The sequence below is a fragment of the Aquisalimonas sp. genome (assembly GCF_007120195.1).
In the GTDB taxonomy this organism is placed as follows: domain Bacteria; phylum Pseudomonadota; class Gammaproteobacteria; order Nitrococcales; family Aquisalimonadaceae; genus Aquisalimonas.
In genome coordinates this window covers 11779-30936 of sequence record NZ_SKOG01000223.1, presented here as the reverse complement: position 1 = coordinate 30936, position 19158 = coordinate 11779, and the positions used below count along the sequence as shown (strand labels likewise).

18 protein-coding genes are annotated in these 19158 nt (G+C 62.9%); 7 read left to right on the top strand and 11 right to left on the bottom strand.

Annotated elements, in window-relative coordinates; all coding sequences use genetic code 11:
- Positions 1-30: 30 nt before the first annotated feature.
- Positions 31-1032, top strand: coding sequence for an alpha/beta fold hydrolase (locus QZT63_RS15925; protein WP_290652478.1), 1002 nt, complete (start codon positions 31-33; stop codon positions 1030-1032).
- Between the two features lie 19 nt (positions 1033-1051).
- Here QZT63_RS15925 and QZT63_RS15920 read toward each other — a convergent pair whose 3' ends face one another.
- Entirely contained in the window at positions 1052-1696 is a 645-nt protein-coding gene (locus QZT63_RS15920; RefSeq protein ID WP_290652477.1) for a DNA-3-methyladenine glycosylase, read from the bottom strand.
- A gap of 29 nt (positions 1697-1725) precedes the next feature.
- Here QZT63_RS15920 and QZT63_RS20135 point away from each other — a divergent pair, with 29 nt between their 5' ends.
- Both QZT63_RS20135 and QZT63_RS15915 read left to right on the top strand, forming a co-directional pair.
- Positions 1726-2049, top strand: coding sequence for a diguanylate cyclase (locus tag QZT63_RS20135; protein ID WP_366637327.1), 324 nt, complete (start codon positions 1726-1728; stop codon positions 2047-2049).
- On the top strand, positions 2049-4115 hold the full coding sequence (locus QZT63_RS15915) for a M48 family metalloprotease (protein WP_290652476.1): 2067 nt from the start codon (positions 2049-2051) through the stop codon (positions 4113-4115). Before QZT63_RS20135 ends, QZT63_RS15915 begins: the two co-directional genes overlap by 1 nt.
- A gap of 783 nt (positions 4116-4898) precedes the next feature.
- On the opposite strand, the gene msrA is transcribed toward QZT63_RS15915, so the two are convergent.
- From msrA to QZT63_RS15885, 6 genes are all read right to left on the bottom strand, one after another.
- A complete protein-coding gene (gene msrA, locus QZT63_RS15910; RefSeq protein WP_290652475.1) occupies positions 4899-5540 on the bottom strand; it encodes a peptide-methionine (S)-S-oxide reductase MsrA in 642 nt (213 codons plus the stop codon).
- A gap of 3 nt (positions 5541-5543) precedes the next feature.
- Positions 5544-6086, bottom strand: coding sequence for a peptide-methionine (R)-S-oxide reductase MsrB (gene msrB / locus QZT63_RS15905; protein ID WP_290652474.1), 543 nt, complete (start codon positions 6084-6086; stop codon positions 5544-5546).
- Between the two features lie 24 nt (positions 6087-6110).
- On the bottom strand, positions 6111-7085 hold the full coding sequence (locus QZT63_RS15900; protein WP_290652473.1) for a YHS domain-containing (seleno)protein: 975 nt from the start codon (positions 7083-7085) through the stop codon (positions 6111-6113).
- The gene (locus tag QZT63_RS15895) at positions 7057-7266 is read right to left on the bottom strand and encodes a response regulator (protein ID WP_290652472.1); all 210 of its coding nucleotides are present in this window, start codon (positions 7264-7266) and stop codon (positions 7057-7059) included. Before QZT63_RS15895 ends, QZT63_RS15900 begins: the two co-directional genes overlap by 29 nt.
- Before the next feature lie 374 nt (positions 7267-7640).
- Positions 7641-9704, bottom strand: coding sequence for an FUSC family protein (locus QZT63_RS15890; protein ID WP_290652471.1), 2064 nt, complete (start codon positions 9702-9704; stop codon positions 7641-7643).
- Positions 9701-10099, bottom strand: coding sequence for an ABC-type transport auxiliary lipoprotein family protein (locus QZT63_RS15885; RefSeq protein WP_290652510.1), 399 nt, complete (start codon positions 10097-10099; stop codon positions 9701-9703). The genes QZT63_RS15890 and QZT63_RS15885 overlap by 4 nt, the downstream gene beginning before the upstream one ends.
- A 672-nt stretch (positions 10100-10771) precedes the next feature.
- Here QZT63_RS15885 and QZT63_RS15880 point away from each other — a divergent pair.
- Positions 10772-10930 carry a hypothetical protein gene (locus QZT63_RS15880; RefSeq protein ID WP_290652470.1) on the top strand — a complete coding sequence of 53 codons (159 nt, stop codon included), beginning with the start codon at positions 10772-10774 and terminating at the stop codon, positions 10928-10930.
- Positions 10931-11174: 244 nt separating this feature from the next.
- Here QZT63_RS15880 and QZT63_RS15875 read toward each other — a convergent pair whose 3' ends face one another.
- From QZT63_RS15875 to QZT63_RS15860, 4 genes are all read right to left on the bottom strand, one after another.
- A complete protein-coding gene (locus QZT63_RS15875; RefSeq protein WP_290652469.1) occupies positions 11175-12011 on the bottom strand; it encodes a DNA alkylation repair protein in 837 nt (278 codons plus the stop codon).
- 317 nt (positions 12012-12328) lie between these two features.
- Positions 12329-13717, bottom strand: coding sequence for a serine hydrolase domain-containing protein (locus QZT63_RS15870; RefSeq protein ID WP_290652468.1), 1389 nt, complete (start codon positions 13715-13717; stop codon positions 12329-12331).
- Between the two features lie 112 nt (positions 13718-13829).
- Positions 13830-14150: a hypothetical protein gene (locus tag QZT63_RS15865; RefSeq protein ID WP_290652467.1), complete on the bottom strand. Its 321-nt coding sequence runs from the start codon at positions 14148-14150 to the stop codon at positions 13830-13832.
- Between the two features lie 760 nt (positions 14151-14910).
- Positions 14911-15087 carry a hypothetical protein gene (locus tag QZT63_RS15860; RefSeq protein ID WP_290652466.1) on the bottom strand — a complete coding sequence of 59 codons (177 nt, stop codon included), beginning with the start codon at positions 15085-15087 and terminating at the stop codon, positions 14911-14913.
- 413 nt (positions 15088-15500) lie between these two features.
- Here QZT63_RS15860 and QZT63_RS15855 point away from each other — a divergent pair, with 413 nt between their 5' ends.
- From QZT63_RS15855 to ppk2, 3 genes are all read left to right on the top strand, one after another.
- Positions 15501-16421: an SMP-30/gluconolactonase/LRE family protein gene (locus QZT63_RS15855; protein WP_290652465.1), complete on the top strand. Its 921-nt coding sequence runs from the start codon at positions 15501-15503 to the stop codon at positions 16419-16421.
- Between the two features lie 422 nt (positions 16422-16843).
- Complete coding sequence (locus QZT63_RS15850) at positions 16844-17128, top strand: hypothetical protein (protein ID WP_290652464.1); 285 nt, start codon at positions 16844-16846, stop codon at positions 17126-17128.
- A 399-nt stretch (positions 17129-17527) separates the two neighbouring features.
- Positions 17528-18661, top strand: a complete 1134-nt coding sequence (gene ppk2, locus QZT63_RS15845) for a polyphosphate kinase 2 (RefSeq protein ID WP_290652463.1) — start codon at positions 17528-17530, stop codon at positions 18659-18661.
- Positions 18662-19158: the final 497 nt, after the last annotated feature.

The window sequence follows — 19158 nt, the reverse complement described above, 5'->3', positions numbered from 1 at the left end:
CGAAATTTTCGAGGATTATTGATTCAACCCATGCTGCGTGTGTTGATTCTCATTGTGGCGTTACTGGTCGTGGCCTGTGCCCGGCCTGCCGAGCGGCCCATCGGGCCGGGCGCGCAGACGCCCGTGTTGGCAGCCGATCACATCATCGCCGCTGACGGCTACTACCTACCCCTGCACCGCTGGCTTCCCGGTGACGACCCGCGCGCCGTGGTGCTCGCCTTACACGGTTTCAATGACTACGGTGGTGCTTTCGACGTCCTGGCGGATGGGTTTAAAGCGCAGGGTGTAGCCCTTTACGCCTACGATCAGCGCGGTTTCGGCGCGACCGAGCCCCGCGGAATCTGGGCCGGAGAACAGCGACTCGTCGACGATGCCATGGTTGCCGCGCGGCTCTTGCAGGAGCGCTACCCCGAGCAGCCGCTGTTTCTGGTCGGCAAGAGTATGGGCGGCGCCGTGACCATGTTGGCGTTGACCCACGAAGACGCGCCGACTGTGGGCGGCAGCATCCTGATTGCCCCGGCGGTCTGGGGGGAGGAAGTCATGCCCTGGTATCAGCAGTTCGGTCTCTGGCTCGGGGAGACCATCACGCCCGGCATGCGGTTGTCCGCGGACCTCGCCCAAGGGCTTGGTATCGCGCCCACCGATGACGAGGCCGTGCTGGAGGAGCTGCGTGAGGACCCGATGGTGCAGCGTGAGGCCCGCATCGACACGATCGAGGGATTGTCCGACCTCATGGATAGCGCGCTGCAGGCCAGTCAGGCGCTTCCAGGACCGACATTGATTCTCTATGGTGACCAGGACGAAATCATTCCCGCGGAGCCGATCTGCCTCATGCTCCGGCGCCTGCCCGATAGGCAAACACGACCGTGGCGCATGGTGTTATACCCGGGCGGCTACCATATGCTCACCCGTTACACCGAGGCGGAACAGGTGCACGAGGACATCAACGCCTGGCTCGCGGATGTCGACGGGGAGCTGCCGTCCGGTCACGAGGTGGATCGTCAAGGGGCCAGAGACGTCTTGTGCCATTGATCTAGGTCGCTTGCCGGGCTCATCGTAACGCAGCCGCGCGCCAGAGATACCAGCTGGCGACGGAGCGCCAGGGTCCCCACTGCTGGCCGTGCTCGCGCAGCGCAGCCGGTTTCGGCAGCGCGTCGGTGTTGTAGGTCACCATGAAGCCTTTGCGGATGCCGAGGTCGTTGGTCGGCAGAATGTCTGCGCGCCCGAGATTGAAGATCAGCAGCATCTCCACGGTCCACCGCCCGATGCCGCGAATGGTGGTCAGGCGTTCAATGATGGCGTCGTTGTCGAGCGACTCCAGCGCCGGGCCGCTCGGCACAACACCGGCAACCGTTTTCTGTGCCAGATCGCGCGCCGCCGCCGTTTTTGCCGCCGACAGCCCGGCACCGCGGAGTTGGGCCTCGGGCAGCGCCAGCAGAGCCTGCGGTGTCGGATGGTGTTCGGCAAACAGCGCCTTGACCCGCCCATGTATTGTGCCGGCAGCACGCCCGCTCAGTTGCTGGTAGACGATCGCCCGCAGGAGCCCGAGAAACGGATCCTGCGTATCGCGCAGCCGTAGCGTCAAGGGCCCCACCTCCTGGATGATCGCTGCGAGCGACGGATCGCGTTGCGCAAGCTCGCTCTGTGCGGCATCCGCGTTGTAAGGCAGGGGCTGGTCTTGCAGGTTGTCGCTCATGGGTTTCCCTGGATGAGCTTTCGCCAAGTATGCCAGCACACGCAATGCACGGCAGCCGCCGCGCCTTCGCAGGCACAGCGCAGTGCACCGGCTTGCAGGACCGCCGCGAGGTGAGTCAGCAGTTGGCCGATGGGGCGGCCAGAGCCGCACGTGATGACGAATCACTGTTACTGATCGTGCCAAGTGTGGACGAGTTCAAGGCCATCATTGAGCGATTCGGGCATCGTGTCGGTGCGCAAGTGTTGCGCCAGCGCGCCGGCGAACGCGGCGAACGGGAGCCATGGAGCGTGCGAAGCAGCGGAAATCGATCTGCTGGAAGCGCGGTTGCGGCTCAGTCCAGGGAGAGTTGCTGATGCCGACCAGTTTCTTCGAGCGCCAGGAGCAGGCCCAACGCCGGTCCCGCTATCTGGTGGTGCTGTTTGTCATTGTGGTTGCCGGTCTGATCGCCCTGATCAATGCCGGAGTGCTGGTGAGCCTGTATCCGGAGCTGCTGCTGGGTGCGCGCGGGCGGGTCTCGTTTATGGAGGCCCTGGCGGATGCCGCGGTGGTGCTCGCCGTCGTTACAGCCGTGATTGTGCTCGCGCTCGGTGTCAGTATGCTGCGCATGTCCCTGAAGCTGCGCGCCGGGGGGCGTGTGGTCGCCCTGGATTTGGGGGCGGTGCCAGTCAAGGTGAATACCGCGGATTATGCGGAGCGACGCTTACGCAACGTGGTCGAGGAGATGGCGCTGGCCGCGGGGGTCCTCGTTCCAGGTGTTTACATCATGCGCGAGGAGCCCGGGATCAACGCGTTCGCCGCGGGCTTCTCACCCAGTGATGCCGTGATCGTGGTCACCCGCGGGGCGCTCGAGAAGCTCAACCGGGAGGAACTCCAGGGTGTGGTCGCCCATGAGTTCAGCCATCTCGTCAATGGGGATACCCGCCTGAACATGCGGCTCATTGCCATTGTGCACGGCCTCGAGGTGCTGGCAATCACCGGTGGGTCCTACCTAAGCGGCCCACCTCACCGCCGCGCCCACAGCCGTTCGGCGCGCGACACCCGGTCTGCGCGGGCGCCGGACACCCTGTTCTTTGGCGTGGTTCTCTACAGCATCGGGCTGCTCGGCGTTCTGTGCAGCCGCCTGATCAAGGCGGCCATCGTCCGGCAGCGGGAATGGCTCGCGGACGCCGCCGCGCTGCAGTTCACCCGGCAGCCCGAAGGGCTTGCGGGTGCGCTGAAGAAGATCGCCGCTGGCCGGCGGCTGGGCTCCGCGCTGCTGGCGCCGAGCCGGCGCGAAGTCAGCCACATGCTCTTCGCGCCTGGGCTGGGTTTCGCGGACGCGTGGTTGCCCCTGTTCTCCACTCATCCGCCGGTGATGCAGCGCATTCGCGAACTCGACCCCGGGTTTCAGGCCAACGAGCTCGCCGCAGTCCGGGAGGCCATGCTCGATGACATGCGCGAGCACCACCGCGCGGAGTATCAGGCCGCCCGGGCGCCGCTGTCGGCGGGGACGGATGGTCAGACCGTGGGGCGGTTTGGCGCCGAGGTGGATGGGACGCTGAGTGAAGCGGCACTGCTCGCCGCCCTGGCCGCGACCGGGCAGGCGGGCGATGCCCGCATCCACCAGGCCCGGGCCCTGCTGGCCGGTGTGCCGGAGCGATTGAACGCAGCTGCCCACGCCCCGGAGGAGGTGATCCCGCTGGTGCTCTACCTGCTGCTCTCGGAAGAGTTCGCGATCCGCCAGCGGCAGCTGGACGCCGTCGGCGACATGATGGGAGCAGAGGTGCGGGCGTCGACGGTGCACCTGTTGGCAGAGTATGGGCGCGTGGTCCGGCCCCAGCACCGATTGCCGCTGCTGGAGCTGGCCTTCCCGGCGCTGCGCGAGCAGTCTGTGGCCGATGTGCGTCGCCTGATCGCCGCGGTGGGGCGTGTGGTCCGGGCCGATGGCCAAATCGCGGTACACGAATACGCCCTGGCGCGGTTGTTGCAAGTTCAGTTGCAGGATTTAATCCGGCCCGGCCGGAGGGCGCGGGGTCGCCCGCGGGCCCTGCATCAGTGCCTGCCCAGCGCGGCGACCGCGCTGGCTGTGTTCGCCCGTCATGGCCACCCGGAGGACGCTGACGCTGCCCATAGCGCCTACCAGGCCGGCATGGACGCCATGCTCGTGTTCAGACCGCCTCCGTTGCCGACGCCGCAGGACTGGGTTGCCGCGCTCACCACGGCGCTGGGTGCATTGGCGCAGCTGAATGCCGAGGGCAAGCGCTGCCTCGTGAAGGGGTTGGTGGCTACCGCCACACATGCCGGGCAGGTGACCGTCGCCGAGGCGGAACTGTTGCGGGTGATGGCGGTGTCGCTGCACCTGCCGGTGCCGCTGATTCTACCCACGGAAGGGGTGGGTTCGGATGCGGGCGTTGATCCAGCGGCGGTGCTCCCGGCCTGATGGCGGGCTTGGGCGCCGGCGCCGGCAACGCGGGCAACCCGCCGCCCTAAAAGCCATTGCACACGCTTGGGCGCTGAAGCTGTGAGCGCTCGGACGCCGTCCGGGCGGGCGACCGCACATCCGGCATGTAGACACAAAGTGCCCACAATACATGCCGCACCCTGGGCCGGTGATGGTGCTCGGCCGTCTCGCCATCGACGCAGACTTTCAGGGACGCGGCCTCGCGGGCGCTTCTGCGAGACGCCATTCTGCGCACAATGCAGGCAGCCGATATCGCGGGGATCAGGGCGATCCTGGTCCATGCGATTTCCGAGGACGCGAGGCGGTTTTACGAGCGCTGCGGATTTCAGGCCTCGCCGGTCGATCCTTTGACGGTGATGATCACACTTGCCGATGCGCATACGGCCCTAACCGACGGCTGAAGATTTCCCGAACGCACAATCAAGGGCGGCCGCAGCTGCCGGTGCTTTCTGCCCTGATCACCTCCCCCTGCGCACTTACCGGCCACGATCGCGACCCTGTCTCCGGCCGCGCATGCGCTTTTCGTCCTCCTTGCGCCGGACCTTCTCAACCGCCGATGGGATGGCCTCGCTCTTCGCCGTTTCACCGCCATTCTCCGGCTTCAGGCCGTCATTGCAGCCCTGTTTTCGCCGACGCTTCCATGCGACGATCTTCCGGGCCGTCAGCGTCCAGTCCTGCTCGCGTCGGCTTCGCGCCGCTAAGCGGGTGATAAGATGGACGCCTGCCCCCTCATGCGGCGTCCCGGCGTTGTGTGGCGGACGATTAGTTCTTCCCCGGCCGGGCCTCGTCTCCCCAGACCTGATCCAGGCGCGCATAGCGACGGCAGCTCGTCACGTAGAACCGGTAACGCAGCGGATTCTTCTGATAATAGTTCTGGTGGTACTCCTCGGCCGGGTAGAACGTGCTCCGGTCGAGTATCTCCGTGGCGATCGGTTCCTCGAAGCGCCCGGACTGCTCCAGCTCTTCCTTTGATGCCCGGGCCGCCCGGTATTCGTCCTCGCTGCCGGCAAAGATGGCCGCGCGGTAGTGGTCGCCCCGGTCGCAGAACTGTCCCCCGCCGTCGAGCGGGTCGACATTGCGCCAGAAAGCGTAGAGCAGTTCCTCGTACGAGACCTGCGCGGGGTCGTACTCGACCAGCACGCTCTCGTAGTGGCCGGTGCCGCCGGCGACGACCTGTTCATAGGATGGATTCTCGACATGCCCGCCCGCGAAGCCGGACGTGGTGGCAACTACGCCGTCGACCGCGTCGAACGCCTCTTCGACGCACCAGAAGCAGCCGCCCGCGAACAGGGCTGTGGCTCGTTCCTCGTCGTCGGCGAAACCGCTTGCAGGAGCAAGCAGGCCGGCCAGCAGCAAAAAAAGGATCGACAGCAGTCCCCGAATTGAAATCACGTTTCGATTCATTCTTCAGCCTCGCAGTTGTGGCAGTGACTCATCGGCCGGCACGAAACGCAGGGCGAGCCCGTTGTTGCACCAGCGCTCGCCAGTGGGGTCGGGGCCGTCTTCGAAGACATGACCCTGGTGCCCCCGGCAACGGATGCAATGGTATTCCGTGCGCACCATCCAGAGCTTGCGATCCTCCTTCGTGCCGAGGTGACCCGCGAAGGGCTGGTAGAAGCTCGGCCAGCCGGTGCGGCTGTCGTACTTGGTGTCGGAGCTGAACAGCGGCAGGTGACAGGCCGCGCAGACGTAGGTGCCGTCATCGTAGAGCTCGTCCAGCGGGCTTGAGAAGGGGCGCTCCGTCCCGTCGCGGAACAGGATGTCCCATGCGGCATCGGAGACGTGCGCGCGCCAGAACGCCGGCTCGTGCGTGAGGAGCCCAAGATCCCATGCCCGATCAGTGACGGGATGGAACTCGCGCACCTCGGCGCGGCCCATGGCTGCGCCCACCGGCAGCAACAGGCTTGCACCTGTTCCGAGCGTGAGTATCAGAAAGTCGCGACGCTGCATGCTTTCCTCCTGGGCGTCCGCATGTCAGAAGATATCGGGCCAGTGTTCGTCGGCAGCGGCGATATACTCTTCGATATTGCGTTCCCAACGGCGCTGAATGGATTGATTGAAGTTGAGGTACAGCTTGCCGTCGACAATCTTCCACGCCTCCGGCACCGACTTTGCGGCATCGCCCCGCGCGGCCGCCCGTGCACACCATCCCCCGCACTGCGGCGCGCAGGCCTCCGGGTTCTTGGCGAACATGCCTCGGTGTTCGGTATTCGCGAAATGCCACAGTGCACCGCGCCATTCATGGTTGTAATCCACGGAGCCCTGTGCGGGTTTTCCGACTTCGAAATAGGCAACCGGGTCGGTGCCGCCCAGCGCCACACCGTCCTTTCCGACGCCGGCCCCTCCTGTCTCGCGGGAACGCGCACGTTCGACGCGGTAGAAACGCTCAAAGATGTGGGGCAAATCGGCTGTCGGGATCGTCGCGCCGGTGTTGGCAACCTCGAGGCGTACCCGATCACCGCTGTGTCGCCCGGAGATGATGATCCGCCCCTCGCGTGGTGTAAACCGGCACGCGTTCTCCAGCAGGTTGCGCAGGATGCGCGAGAGCTTGTCCGGGTCAGCGTCCTCCGGGGCGAAACGGTAGCCGACGCCGCGCACGGTGCGGATCAGCCGCGGCAACGAGGGGTCGTTTTCCAGCTTGCGCCGTAGCTTGCCAACGTGCACGTCGATGACACGGTCAATTACGTCGGGCTCGTCATCGTACAAGCGTGCAATTAGAGCCTCGCGGGTCTGCACGTGGCTGGGGGCGCTCATCAGGGCATGCAGCAGCCTGAATTCTATCAGCGTCAGCTCGATCTCCTCCTCGCCACGGCTGACCCGGTGGCGCCCCGGATCCAGTTCGAGGCCCCCGGCGCGAAGAACCGCCGGTTGCTTTTCCCTGGGCTCGGCCTCGTAACGTCGGAGTATGGCCCGGACCCGCTCAACAAGCTCGCGCGACCGACCAGCCATCAATTTCGGGCAGGAGTAGATCGAGCATCACCAGCCACGGGCTCTCATCGCGAATCAGGTCTGGAGCCCGGCGGCCGTCGGCTGCGCGGATCGTCGCAAACCCGGCATGCTTGAGGTACGTCTCGATCGGACCGGCGATGTTCGGTTCGTCCTCGACAATCAGGATCGGCTGTCTATTCAAGGGCAGTCCTACATCGTTTGCCGATCCACTCGCGTACCCGCCCCCCACCGCGACCGGCACTGACCGCGGTACCTGGAGGCCGTGGTATGAGGGCACCCATGGCCTGCATGCGTCGAAATTCCTTACGCGCCCTGATAATCAGAACGCGTCCTGACGAATGAGGATAGGTCGTGCGAGCGCCACAACCCCTTAACAAGCTGAATCCGCCGTTCCACGGGTAAATCACGAAGTGTAGGATTCGCAACTACCTCCTTATAGCTTTACGCTACCGCGGCTGGGGGGCGAAGGGAACATAACGTCTGGTTAACCGGCGCAGCCACTGAGCCCGCACGGCTTTGCCAGCCCGGAGCTTTCCGGCGTCCGGATGAACCCGCTCACCTCGACGATGAAGCGGATGGCACTGTCTTGGCCAACCGCTCGAGTGTCAATGCCAGCCGCTCGAGCGCCCCTTCGATGAGCGCGCGGCCATCGGCGTCAATGTTGCCGGAGTCAACCAGGGCGGAGAGCAGGTGTGCGCTGCGCTGCCGAAAGGCACTGGTTTGGCGGCCGCGGCTGGCGCGCCGGTAGGCGTGGGCCAGCGATCGCTGCCATTTGCGGGCCGTGGTGCGGACCTCGGGACTGTCGTCGTCCGCGAGCTGGCGCTGTAAGCGCAGGGCGGAATGGCCGAGGTTGAGGCCGGTCAGCCCCAGGTCGGTGAGATGTCGCTCGCGCTCGGGCAAGCTCCGGTCGTATGCCGACAGCCGCATCAGTCGCTCAGCCATGCGCGCGTCGAACCAGTCCTCGCCCTCGGCACGATGGGGCTCGCCGAGGCGCTGGATGTCGCGCGCCGTGCTCGCCACGAGGCGGCGCCGCATTATGCGCGCACCCGGTTCGTTGATCAGCCGGAATACCAGATAGACGAGAGCGAGGGACACAAGTATCGCCAGGGACATTCTGGCGAATTCCCCGGCTACGAACGTCATGTCGCCGCCCGGCTGAATGAGCAGGATGTACGGGATGACGAAGCCGATGCCGTAGTGGCGGGTGTCCGGGTCTGAGATCGCCATTAGTCCGACGAACATCGGTACTCCAAAGATCGCCATGGCCGGTGCCAGACCTTGCGGTACCTGCGCCATCAGCCCGAGCGCGACCGCCCATGCCACCGGCACCGCGATCAGCGCGCCGACGAGGAGTCGCCGCATGGCCGCGGGCGGCGATGGCAGGCGGGCAAACATGATGGAGAAGATCACCGGCAGGATCATCAGCACCACCGTAGCCGGAGATCCGGACGCGAGCCACGCTCCGGCCCCGATCAGGAACAGTAGGGTCGTGCGCCCCCCGGTCACCGCGCCAATCAATGGATCGCGGTACGGCGCCAGGGCCGGCGCCTTCAGCAGCGCGCGATCGCTGGTTTCGATGGCGTGGTTGGCGCGCAGCACGACGATGAGGTCACCGACCATCATGCGCATCAGGCGAAAGAGCATGCGCTGGACCGGAGTCGTTTTGCCCCCCTCGGCCGGTGTCTCCTGGAGCTCGCGCCGGAGGGCCTGGGCGATGCGCCGCGCTCGCGCCTCGGAGTTGGTGGCCCGCATCTGCTGAATGCCCTGCCGGAGCCTGTCGAGCGCTGCGTCCAGCTCACTACCCACGAGTTCCGGGTGGCGCCGCCGGAAGCGGCCGAACACCTGGACGGTGGCCATCAGCGCCAGCGCCTTCTGGCACAGCCGACTCACGGCGCGTGTGCGGCCTGGGCCCTCCGGGCCTTCGAACAGGGCAGCACTGGCGTCATCACTCAGTGCGACGATCGTCTGCAGCACAGTGTCGGCGCTGCGATGGCGTTGGTCACCGGAGCTCTCTGCCGTCAGCTCCAGATCCAGATAGTCAAACAGCTCATTGATACCGCTCCGCGCGAGGTCCATCAGTGCCTGCTTCACTCGCACCGGCCACAGCACGCTCGCAGCGAGGGTCGCGCACACTGCGCCCACGATGATCTCGCTGACCCGCTCCTCGGCAATCCGGAACACTGCCCCGCCATCCGCCGCCGGGGCGTCGAGCATGGTCAACGTGACAACAATTACGGCCGTAACGCCCGCGATCGCGAAGCCATAGACCACGTTCAGACGACGCAGCAATGCCGAGGCCGTGGCATTGGCTCCGACCCAAATCGCAAGTGCCATGACCGCAAGCGCCGGATAAGGCATGAGGAACATGAGGATTGCCACGCCGACCGCGCCGCCTGCCAGCGTGCCCAGGATCTGCCAGATGCCTTTCTCGATGACGAAGCCGGTCTCCGGGCGAATCTGCAGGAACACCGCGGAAATCAGGGCCCAGTAGGGGTGCTCCAGCTCGAACATGGTCGCCGCAGCCATCGCGAGAGCCATGGCGATCAGGGTGCGCGTCGCGAACGCCAGCGCGCCCCGGTCCGTCAGGTGGGCACGAACCCACTGGCCACGCGTTGTCACGGTGGCCAGCTTCGCTTAACCGCCGGCGCGAGTTCGACCGCCACGCTGCGCCATGCCGGGATGAGGCTCTTAACTACCGCCTGATGGCCGTCCGCCGCGAGTGGGTACTCCACCGGGCACTGGCACGCTGCCAGGAGGCGGTCGTCACCGTCGCGTACGCGCCATTGGCCACCGACGACGGAAAATCCGTCATGCCGGCTCTGGAACGTCGAACCCCCGGTCCCCAGGCGCCGGAGGTCACCAGGCGGCGGATAGGGATCGCCCTGGTCGAGGACGCGCACCTCGAGCATTCGCCGCGCGAGCTGGCGCCCGAGGCTGCGCCGCAGCTGGGTATGGCGCTCTTCCGCCCAGAGGTTGTTGCGCGCATCGATGACGGCGACTGCGCTGATCTGCATCACGCTGCCGTCGCTCCTGAGTTACCGCCCAATTCTCAGCGAGGCGAGCCGAACGGCCCGCGTCCTTACCGCCGGAGCGGCTCGATGCCGCCGTCGACCTCCCTATCGAGGACGGCCAGTACACCGACGATATCAACTCCCGTGTCCCTCGCGACCGCGGTAGACCATGAGTCGCCCGCCGCGATCGGTGGTCGTCGGACGCGTACCCAGCATGTGTCGAAACGGGTTCACCATCCGAATGGCCGACCAAGCGGGAGGCGCGAATTGGGGCGCTTGCCAGATCCGCGTTGTCGCGCCCCCCACCGCCAATTCATAGCGCCGGACTGTCCACTGCACCGGGGGACGTCCAATCAGGTGCGCGACCGTACCGACAAGGCGTTCGCTTATCCCCACGCTGAATGGGCATTTCCGCGATTCGGGAACTGCACTCTGCGTATAACGATAAACAGATAAACACCCTTTTCCGGACCGGTCAACCGGTCCTTCCCGGGTGCAGGAATTCTGAGTATGGGCCAGGGAGTAACGCAGCAATTCTAGTTATGGCGCTGAAGCCAGGGCCTCTCGGGCGTCGGCGCGCAGCGGATAGAAGGCTGTACGCAATGCACAGTGAGTCTCGGAGAGGGGCAAGTTCCTGGTGATGCGCCCAACGCATAGCTGAGGGAGGCGCGCGGTATGTGCGAGCGTCGCCTCACGCGCCGTGTTATGCAGCTACTGATGGGCTACCTGCCGCATTTGGTAGATTCGGCCATTCCGTGCAGCGGCATCGAGATTGCCCTGGCGAAGGGCATCCCGGACGTCGTCCAGCTTGTATGCATCGTCGATGTCAGGTAGGGAGACCACTGCGTGTCGTCCTCAATCAGCGATACTTCGAGCTCGGCAACATACTTGCCCTCATGCACATACTTCTTCTTAACCCGCTTCGCCATGATTATTTCCTCGTCACGAAATTGTCGTCCCACCGAGCCGGATCCGGCCTGTATGCGGTGACCAAGACAGCAGGTTTCTCAAGCCCTTTGGGAATTCTTCATACGACATGAATCGGAGCGTCGTCACCGCGGTCGCATAACGTCAGCTATCAGTTGCGCGACGTAGAAGCCTCAAGTGGATGGCCTTGTTGTTCACTTTTCGCTAAAGCTTCTTGTCTTTGTCCCTCGGGAAGCTTCTCGATGGCATATCGTAGTGAGGTTCTCGGCATTTCCCATCGGGACTTCATAACAAAATCAAAGACCCTCTCGGGACAGCACTTGCTTGCTTCTTTCAGCATCCAGCCATAGCCCTTTTGAACCAAGGGATCCGAGTCTTTCAGTAGTCGTTCCGCTGACTGCAGGGCCGCATCCAACAAGAATCCTCTGCGCAGACCATAGATCAGGCTAACTGCTGAACCGCGACGCACCCAGCGATTGCCTGAGCGTGTCCATCGCAAGCTGCTCTCGGCCAAGCTTGGATTCTCCGCGATCAGAAAACCTAGCGCATGTGTACACAAATCATCACAATCGGTCCAGTCATTGACATAAGTATAAAGCCATCTTTCAAGAACGCTAAAATGGTGAACCTCTAATGACCTCCGGCGCCGGAAAACCAAATCGAATGCAATGATCTTGCACTCATACACACCTGTTTTTAACAATTCTTCACACAGGACCAGGACATCCGAGAATGGAGCAGGCTTTATGTCTTTCAGGGTGCTGGCCGCAATCTTGCGCACCACAGGTGTGGGAACACCCATGAATCCTTGAACATCCATATTGAAATGTTTTTGCACACGAGATCGGTATGCGAGGTCCAGGTTCTGCTCGAGCTCAGTGAGCACAACTTTCAGCATAACGCCATCCTTCGTGCGCTGCGGCACAACGCATTCCATCAGCCCGCGTCGCGCTGTATGCGCGTGTTGGGCATCCTGATCGACTTCCACGCAACACGCTTAGCGCAAAAGCTTCCACTCACTATTCCGTGTAGGGGTCACCCTCCACTTCCGCGTCAGTCGCCTCGAACGTGCGCCGCGCCGCGGTGTTCGCAACGTCGGTACCCGCCCAAATAAGTCGCACACCATCGCTCTCGCAGCACTCAATAAAGGATCAGATCAGCGCGGCGGCAACACCTTATGCGGCGATGCTCGCTGTTGACCGCCATATTGTACAATTCGACGGCGTGTTGTTGCTCTTTATGAGTGGAGAGCAGACGCTGCCGTCCGGCGGGACATGGTCGGCAATGCGTCAGTTGTATTGAACATCATGTGCCCACGCGCGGCAGCCAGCGTCCGAACAGATGCAGCGCCCGCACGCGGCCATCACCGTCACGATCAAAGTATCCGGTGACGCCCTGTACGGGACCGGCCGCGAGCACGAAGCGATCCGCTTGCCTACTCACAAGCCCGGCACGCAGGACCGTTGGTGTCGATTGCGGCACTTCGCCGTTCTCAAACATGAGTACGAGCAGTTCCGGATCATTCGGCAGCGTGAACACGAGATCTCCGGCCTCGCCGACAGCCACCATGCAACGCATGCCGCGGGCGCCATATTCCCCCGCATACGCAGTGAGCACCTCGGGCGCTGCCGACAGAGGCTGGGGTTGCTCCTCGACGATCCCGGTACAAGCCGCAAGCACGCGTCGCTGGGCCACCTGGTTCAGTGCCATACCACCGGGACTTGCATTGGTCAGTAGCGCAAGCGCCCAGTCATGTTCAGGGAGAAACGCCAGACTGGCCTCCTGGCCGTTCGTGCTGCCGCCATGGCTCACCAGCCGGGTGCCGCCGAGGTCGCTCAGGAACCAGCCGATACCAAATGCATCGCCGAACGCGCAGCCTGGCATATGCACGGTGGGATCGCGCATGGCACGCAGACCGGAACTGCTCAGCTGCTGCAAGCCATGCGCGCTACGATCATCGTCGGAATGGAATCTGGCCCAGGTGAGCAGATCTGCGATGCTGGTGACGATCCCACCGGCCGGCGCGCCGTTGCGCGGCAGCGCCCACGGCCTCGCGACATCCAACGCATCGCCTTCCGAAGGCTTGTGGCCGACGACGAACCGACGCGTCATGACTTCGTCGCGAAAGAAGAACGACTCGCGAAACCCCAGAGGTTGCAGTATCAGCCTGCGAATCGCGCCCTCATAGGTGTCACCGGTGACGTTCTCGATGACCCGGCCCGCAAGGCAGAACGCCGCGTTGTTATACGAGAACACTGTGCCCGGCGGAGTCAGTTGCCGAACCTCGTTCAGCTGAGTCACGAAACGCGCCAGCGCATCATCGCCTTCGCCCGTATCCGGAAAGAAATCGCCTTCCCAGCCCGCGGTATGGTTCAGGAGCTGCAGCAACGTGACCTGTGCGGCTGCCGTCGCATCCGCCAAGTGCAGCTCCGGCACATAGCGGCGCACCGGCGCGTCAAGTTCCACGCGCCCTTCAGTCTCCAGCAGAGCCAGCGCGGTGGCCGTAAACGTCTTACCGATCGAGCCTGCCTGAAACAGCGTGCCAGCATCGATCGGCAACGGGTTCTCGATGCTGGTCACCCCATGACGGGCGTAAGTCGTCCTGCCCGCGTGCCATACACCGGCGGCAACACCCGGAACACCGAACTCGTTGGCGAGTTCGTCGATCAAGTTCAGCAGTTCTTGATTGTTCATGCGTGAACCCTGATGTTCGCGAAAATCAAGTCCAATTCCGTTCCAAAGTATCCCTCATGCACCGGGCTCTCGCAGTAGCCATACCCACCTCCCATTATGTTTTTTTTCGGTGTTAGCGGCGCCGGCTCAACCAGCCTGATGAATCGATATGGACAAAATAGCCAAACTCGTCCGGTGAACTCCGAGACCCCGCATCATGGAGCTCTACTCCGCAATATGGACAGTACCTGATTTCAATTGCAGTTGTCCGAATGGTTCCACCGATTTCTTCAAGATGATGGTTTTTTTCCAAGTCATCCTCTGTTGCCAGCCTTTCAACAAACAGGCACCAACCAAGATTTTCAATCTCAAAATAGGCGGCGCCAGAAAGGATCGACACACCAGCCCTCGGAATCTGGTCGCAGTCATGTACGAGATTTTGCAAGCTATCCATTGATTCTGTCCACAAATAACTGTTCTTCAACGGCATCCGCAATCGCGGAATCCAATCGTGTTAGTAATTCCTGGAATGACTTGTGAGTCTGCCTGACCACCATTGCAAGACACTTGGCTTCATCAAATGCGGTAGCTGCCCAACGAGGCGGTCCAGCTTTCCCAATAATAATCTCGCCCGAGCCATCAATAGGCATCCCCCTGATTATATGCTTGGTTCAACTTGGCTGTCGGCGCACGCCCGAGTGCCGTGCCTTTGTACACTTGGATGTGTGTGCACATGATACCTCGTGGCCCGATCCATGGCAGTTCATGACATTCAGACACAGCCCGGCCTGTCGCTGAGCGGATTCATGGCTGCCTGCGAAACCGAAGCACAGTAAGGAGCGGCCTTGGCGCAGCTGCTGCTGGCCGCAGGGTTTCGTGTGCCCGCGCTGCGGTGGGTGTGACGCCCATACGTTTCGGCGCCGCGACCAACCCGACTGGCTGTGCCGGGCTTTCCAGTATCAGTGCAGCTTGCGCGTGGGCACGATGATGGAGCGCAATCACCTGCCGTTGGACACCTGGTTTATGGCGATCGGCTTGATCACCCAGTCGAAGACGAACACGGCGGCGCTGGAGCTGCGCCGCCATCTGGGAGTCTCCTACCGCATCGCATGGCTGCTCAAGCACAAGGTCATGGAGGCGATGGCGCCAGCGCGAGAGCATACGACCCCTCAGTGGCGACGTGCGCGCCGATGTGCCCATCTCGGAGGGGAACCTCAGCCAAATGGACCGCTCGGCGGTGCCCGCGCCGAGAGCAACAGGCCCAGTGGTTCCGGAGCGGCCTTTTCGTTCAGGTGGGTGCGGATGTTGTGAATCACCACCGGGGCTTTGACGCAGGCAATGACTGCGACGGCGCCGTCGCTGTCACAACAGGTTTCGATGTCGATGTGCAAGACGCGCCTTGAGCGTTGCGCCCAGGTTATCGCTGCCCGGCGTTCGGTGGGCGTTGGCGGCTTATCGGCCGCTCTGGCCGGCTGGTCCGAAGCCTCTATGCGGCCGCCGGGCCGGGCGCCGCCCCAACGGGGGGTGTTCGACGAGAGGGGATGACCCAGAGCTGAGGCCCCTTGGGCTGTGCCGTCTGCGACCCGGCCACGGTCGCGGCTGGCCGAGTGGGAGGGGGCTCGTGAAGAGCGCGCCGGCGAACCCGTCGTCGGGGGTGGATTGGAGGGCCGTGACGCCACTCAGAGCCGATTGACCAGTCGCAGTGACCGCTGCCCGCAGATGCCGACACGGATGAGGAGAGACCACCGGCTGCTTAAAACGTGGTTTATACTGCCTATACGCCTGCTCAAGGAGGCGCGATCCGATGTTCCATAAGCAGATCATCGACTCGTCCCGCTCCGTAGCCCGGACACTGCGCAGTGGCGCCCTGCTGTGCTTGACCGGACTGCTGGTGGGGACGGCCCAGGCCGATCGGCTGGAACTGGAGGAACACTGGACCACCGAGGCCGTGTTCAAGCAGCCCGAATCGATTGTTTACCACCCCGGGAACGAGCAGCTTTACGTCAGCAACGTAAATGGTGATCCCGGCGATAAGAACGGGGAGGGCTTCATCACGCGCCTGAACCTCGACGGCAGCATTGAGACCCTGGAATGGGCGACCGGACTGAACGCGCCCAAGGGCATCGATATCGTCGGCGACCGCCTGTATGCCGCGGATATCGAGGAGCTGGTAGAAGTGGATCTCGCCAGCGGCGAGATTGTCGCCCGGCACGCCGGCGAAGGTTCGGTGTTCCTCAACGACGTGGCTGCCGGTCCGGACGGTACCGTGTATGTCTCCGACATGATGACCGACGCCATCTACCGGTTGCGCGACGGTGCCTTCGAGCGCTGGGTGGATGATGCCGCCCTGGAGGGGCCGAACGGCGTGCTGGTGGAGGAGGATCGCCTGATCGTCGCCTCCTGGGGTGTAATCACCGACGGCTTCGAGACGAAAATACCGGGACACCTCAAGACGGTCGACCTGGACGATGGCACGGTGACCAGCCTGGGTGACAGCACTCCGGTCGGCCACCTGGACGGCGTCCAGCCGGACGGCAGCGGCAACTACCTGGTGACCGACTGGATGTCCGGCGTTCTCTACCGCATCCGGCCGACCGGCGAGTTCGAGGCGTTGCTGGAGCTGGGCCAGGGCCTCGCCGATCACCTGGTGGTCGAAGACAGAGGACTGGTGATCCTGCCCCAGATGATTGACGGCGTCGTGACCAGCTACTGGCTGACCGACTGAGACGCCCGTTGCCGGTCCGGGTACCAGGGCCTGGACCGGGCTCACCCGGGGAGTCAGAGTGAGAATCCGTCGTCCACGGCAATTGCCTGCCCGGTGACTTGGAGTGCGTAGGCCAGATACACGGCTGCCTGCCCCATGTCCTCCGGGGTCTGCGCAGCGCCCTTCGGCAACAGGGTCTGCCGGTGCCGGGCCCATGATGCTTCCTCGCTCTTTCCCTCCTGCCGCCAGCGGACGGCCAGCCCTCCGCCCCCCCCGGAAACTTGCCGGTGCCGACGAGACACGGGCATAGGGCGTTGACGGTAATTCCCTCCGCGGCCACCTCCCTGGCCACCGCGTTGGTGAAGCCGACAACGGCGAATTTCTAGGCCGAATTATGGGACAGCTGGGGTAAGCCGGCCTTGCCGGCGATGGAGGCGACATTGTTGCTCCGTCTGGACCACCGGGGCCGCGTCTTTGACGCAGACAATGACCCTGACGTCGCCGCATTCGCGGCACGTTTCGATGTTGATGTTGATGATGCGATTCAGGCGTTGCGCCCAGGCCATCGCTGGCCGGCGTTCGGCAGGCGTTGGCGGTTCATCGGCGGGACTGGCCGGCTTGCCCTTGCCCCGATTCGCGGAGGTCACCGCGCGCGCGGTGTGTGCTGTTCGGGCATGGACGCCATGCGCGTGCCCAGGCCGCCCGCGTTGACGACGCCGGAGGCCTGAATTTGCCGCGCTGACCACGGCGCTGGGCGCATTGGCGTAGCTGGATGCCGGGGGCAAGGGGTGCCTGGTGCAGGGGTTGGTGGCTAACGCCAGGTGCGCTGCTCGTAGGAGATGACGACCACGGACGCCGGGGGCTGCCCGGCGTGAATCCAGTGGCGATCCTGCCCTTGGCCGCCACGGAGCAGCACGGCCCCATCCGCCGCTGGCGGCGGATTGCATCATCGGCCGGGGTCTGCTGAAGGCGACCTTCGGGCGGTTGCCCGAGGACTATCCCGCGTGTGTGTTGACCATGCTGTCGGTAGGGGCGAGCATGGAAGACGTGTAGCCGAAATGACTTTGATCAAAGCGGTCCCGTGCTATTTATCTATACTCTATAGTACGTAAAAAGAGGAGTTAGGCGTGACAAAAAAAGCAGATGATCCACGGCGAAAAAAAAATGCGCAAGACAGGCAAGCCATTCGCGAAGGCGACACCCTGCCTGATTTGGCGCCAGCCGCGATTACTGAAGAAACCAGCAAAAACAGGATGGGCTCTGCTCAGGCTTCGCTTGAAGTGGTATTGCGTGATATTGCTGCCCGCCACGCCGACTCGCACGATGAGCAAACCGTTGAAAAGCTGAGCACTCAGCTGAACTCCATAATACAAGGCGCGTCGCCAGATGATGTAGCGATGCTTCGTAAAGTGTTGTTGCGAGAGGAGTTTGAAAAAATAGCGGCGCTTGGTCAGAGCTCTGATGATGAACTGGTGCTCAACTGGCAGGAAAGCCCCTACCCCTATAAGAACAGACTGCGCCGTAAAACCTATGAAAAACAAAAATACAATCTGCAGGTTGAGCTGTTGAAGCTGCAGCATTGGTTCAAAGAGACTTGTTCTAAAGTGGTGATTTTATTTGAAGGTAGAGACGCGGCCGGTAAAGGTGGCACCATCAAACGCTTTATGGAGCACTTAAATCCGCGTGGTGCTCATGTTATTGCTCTGGAAAAACCGACCAACGTTGAAAAAGGCCAGTGGTATTTTCAGCGCTACATACAACACCTGCCAACCGCCGGCGAAATCGTTTTATTCGACCGCTCCTGGTACAATTGCGCGGGCGTTGAGCGTGTGATGAATTTCTGCACTGATGAAGAGTACCGCGAATTCTTCCGCCAATCTCCTGAATTTGAACGCAATCTGGTTCGATCCGGAATCCATTTGATCAAATTCTGGTTTTCGGTAACGCAAGAAGAGCAAAAAAGGCGCTTCGTCGAGCGTGAATCCCATCCGTTGAAACAATGGAAACTGAGCCCTGTTGACCGGGCATCTCTTGATAAATGGGATGCGTACACAGTCGCCAAAGAGGCGATGTTCTTTCATACGGATACAGCTGAATCGCCATGGATTGTCGTGAAGTCAGATTGTAAGAAGCGTGCGAGATTAAACGCAATGCGTCATGTGCTGAACAAATTCGACTATACTAACAAGGACATCAACCGAATAGGCACTTTAGACGCGCTGGTTGTCAGTCGAGCCGCGACGCACAGAGTGACATTGTGATCGCCGCCGTATCCACCGCCGTAGCGCTTATTCTGGAACTTGCAATCGACTGCGGAAGAATTGCAGCATCTCCGGATCCGTAGTGCCATTGACCATGGGTATCGCAAGGATAAAGAGATAAACACCCTTTTCCCGACCGGTTGACCGGGCCTCCCCGGGTGGTGAAGGGCTTCGCGCCCCGCCATCATCCCCAAAGCCTGCCCGCTTGCGTGCTCTCCGTCGAAATATCCTCGCTGGCCAGCGTCACTGTCGAGCCCATTCCGGCCGGACAGCCGACGCCCTGCCATCCGCCGCTGGGTAAACGCAACGCGGGTCGAATGAAGCGAACATCAGCCTAATTGACCGCTCGGCGGTGCCCGCGCACAGGGCAAGCGCTGCGTGGTGCGGGGGTTGGTGGCTACGGGCACACATTCCGGGCGAGTGACCGTCGTCGAAGCGGAGCTGCTGCGGGTCACGGCGGTGTCGCTGCCCCTGCTGTTGTCTCGCAGATTATATCC

Bases quoted from the DNA above. Each gene is read 5' to 3' on its own strand.
- QZT63_RS15925 (WP_290652478.1), top strand. From the start codon at position 31: ATGCTGCGTGTGTTGATTCTCATTGTGGCGTTACTGGTCGTGGCCTGT.
- QZT63_RS15920 (WP_290652477.1), bottom strand. From the start codon at position 1,696: ATGAGCGACAACCTGCAAGACCAGCCCCTGCCTTACAACGCGGATGCC.
- QZT63_RS20135 (WP_366637327.1), top strand. From the start codon at position 1,726: ATGCCAGCACACGCAATGCACGGCAGCCGCCGCGCCTTCGCAGGCACA.
- QZT63_RS15915 (WP_290652476.1), top strand. From the start codon at position 2,049: ATGCCGACCAGTTTCTTCGAGCGCCAGGAGCAGGCCCAACGCCGGTCC.
- msrA (WP_290652475.1), bottom strand. From the start codon at position 5,540: ATGAATCGAAACGTGATTTCAATTCGGGGACTGCTGTCGATCCTTTTT.
- msrB (WP_290652474.1), bottom strand. From the start codon at position 6,086: ATGCAGCGTCGCGACTTTCTGATACTCACGCTCGGAACAGGTGCAAGC.
- QZT63_RS15900 (WP_290652473.1), bottom strand. From the start codon at position 7,085: ATGGCTGGTCGGTCGCGCGAGCTTGTTGAGCGGGTCCGGGCCATACTC.
- QZT63_RS15885 (WP_290652510.1), bottom strand. From the start codon at position 10,099: ATGCAGATCAGCGCAGTCGCCGTCATCGATGCGCGCAACAACCTCTGG.
- QZT63_RS15880 (WP_290652470.1), top strand. From the start codon at position 10,772: ATGTGCGAGCGTCGCCTCACGCGCCGTGTTATGCAGCTACTGATGGGC.
- QZT63_RS15870 (WP_290652468.1), bottom strand. From the start codon at position 13,717: ATGAACAATCAAGAACTGCTGAACTTGATCGACGAACTCGCCAACGAG.
- QZT63_RS15865 (WP_290652467.1), bottom strand. From the start codon at position 14,150: ATGGATAGCTTGCAAAATCTCGTACATGACTGCGACCAGATTCCGAGG.
- QZT63_RS15855 (WP_290652465.1), top strand. From the start codon at position 15,501: ATGTTCCATAAGCAGATCATCGACTCGTCCCGCTCCGTAGCCCGGACA.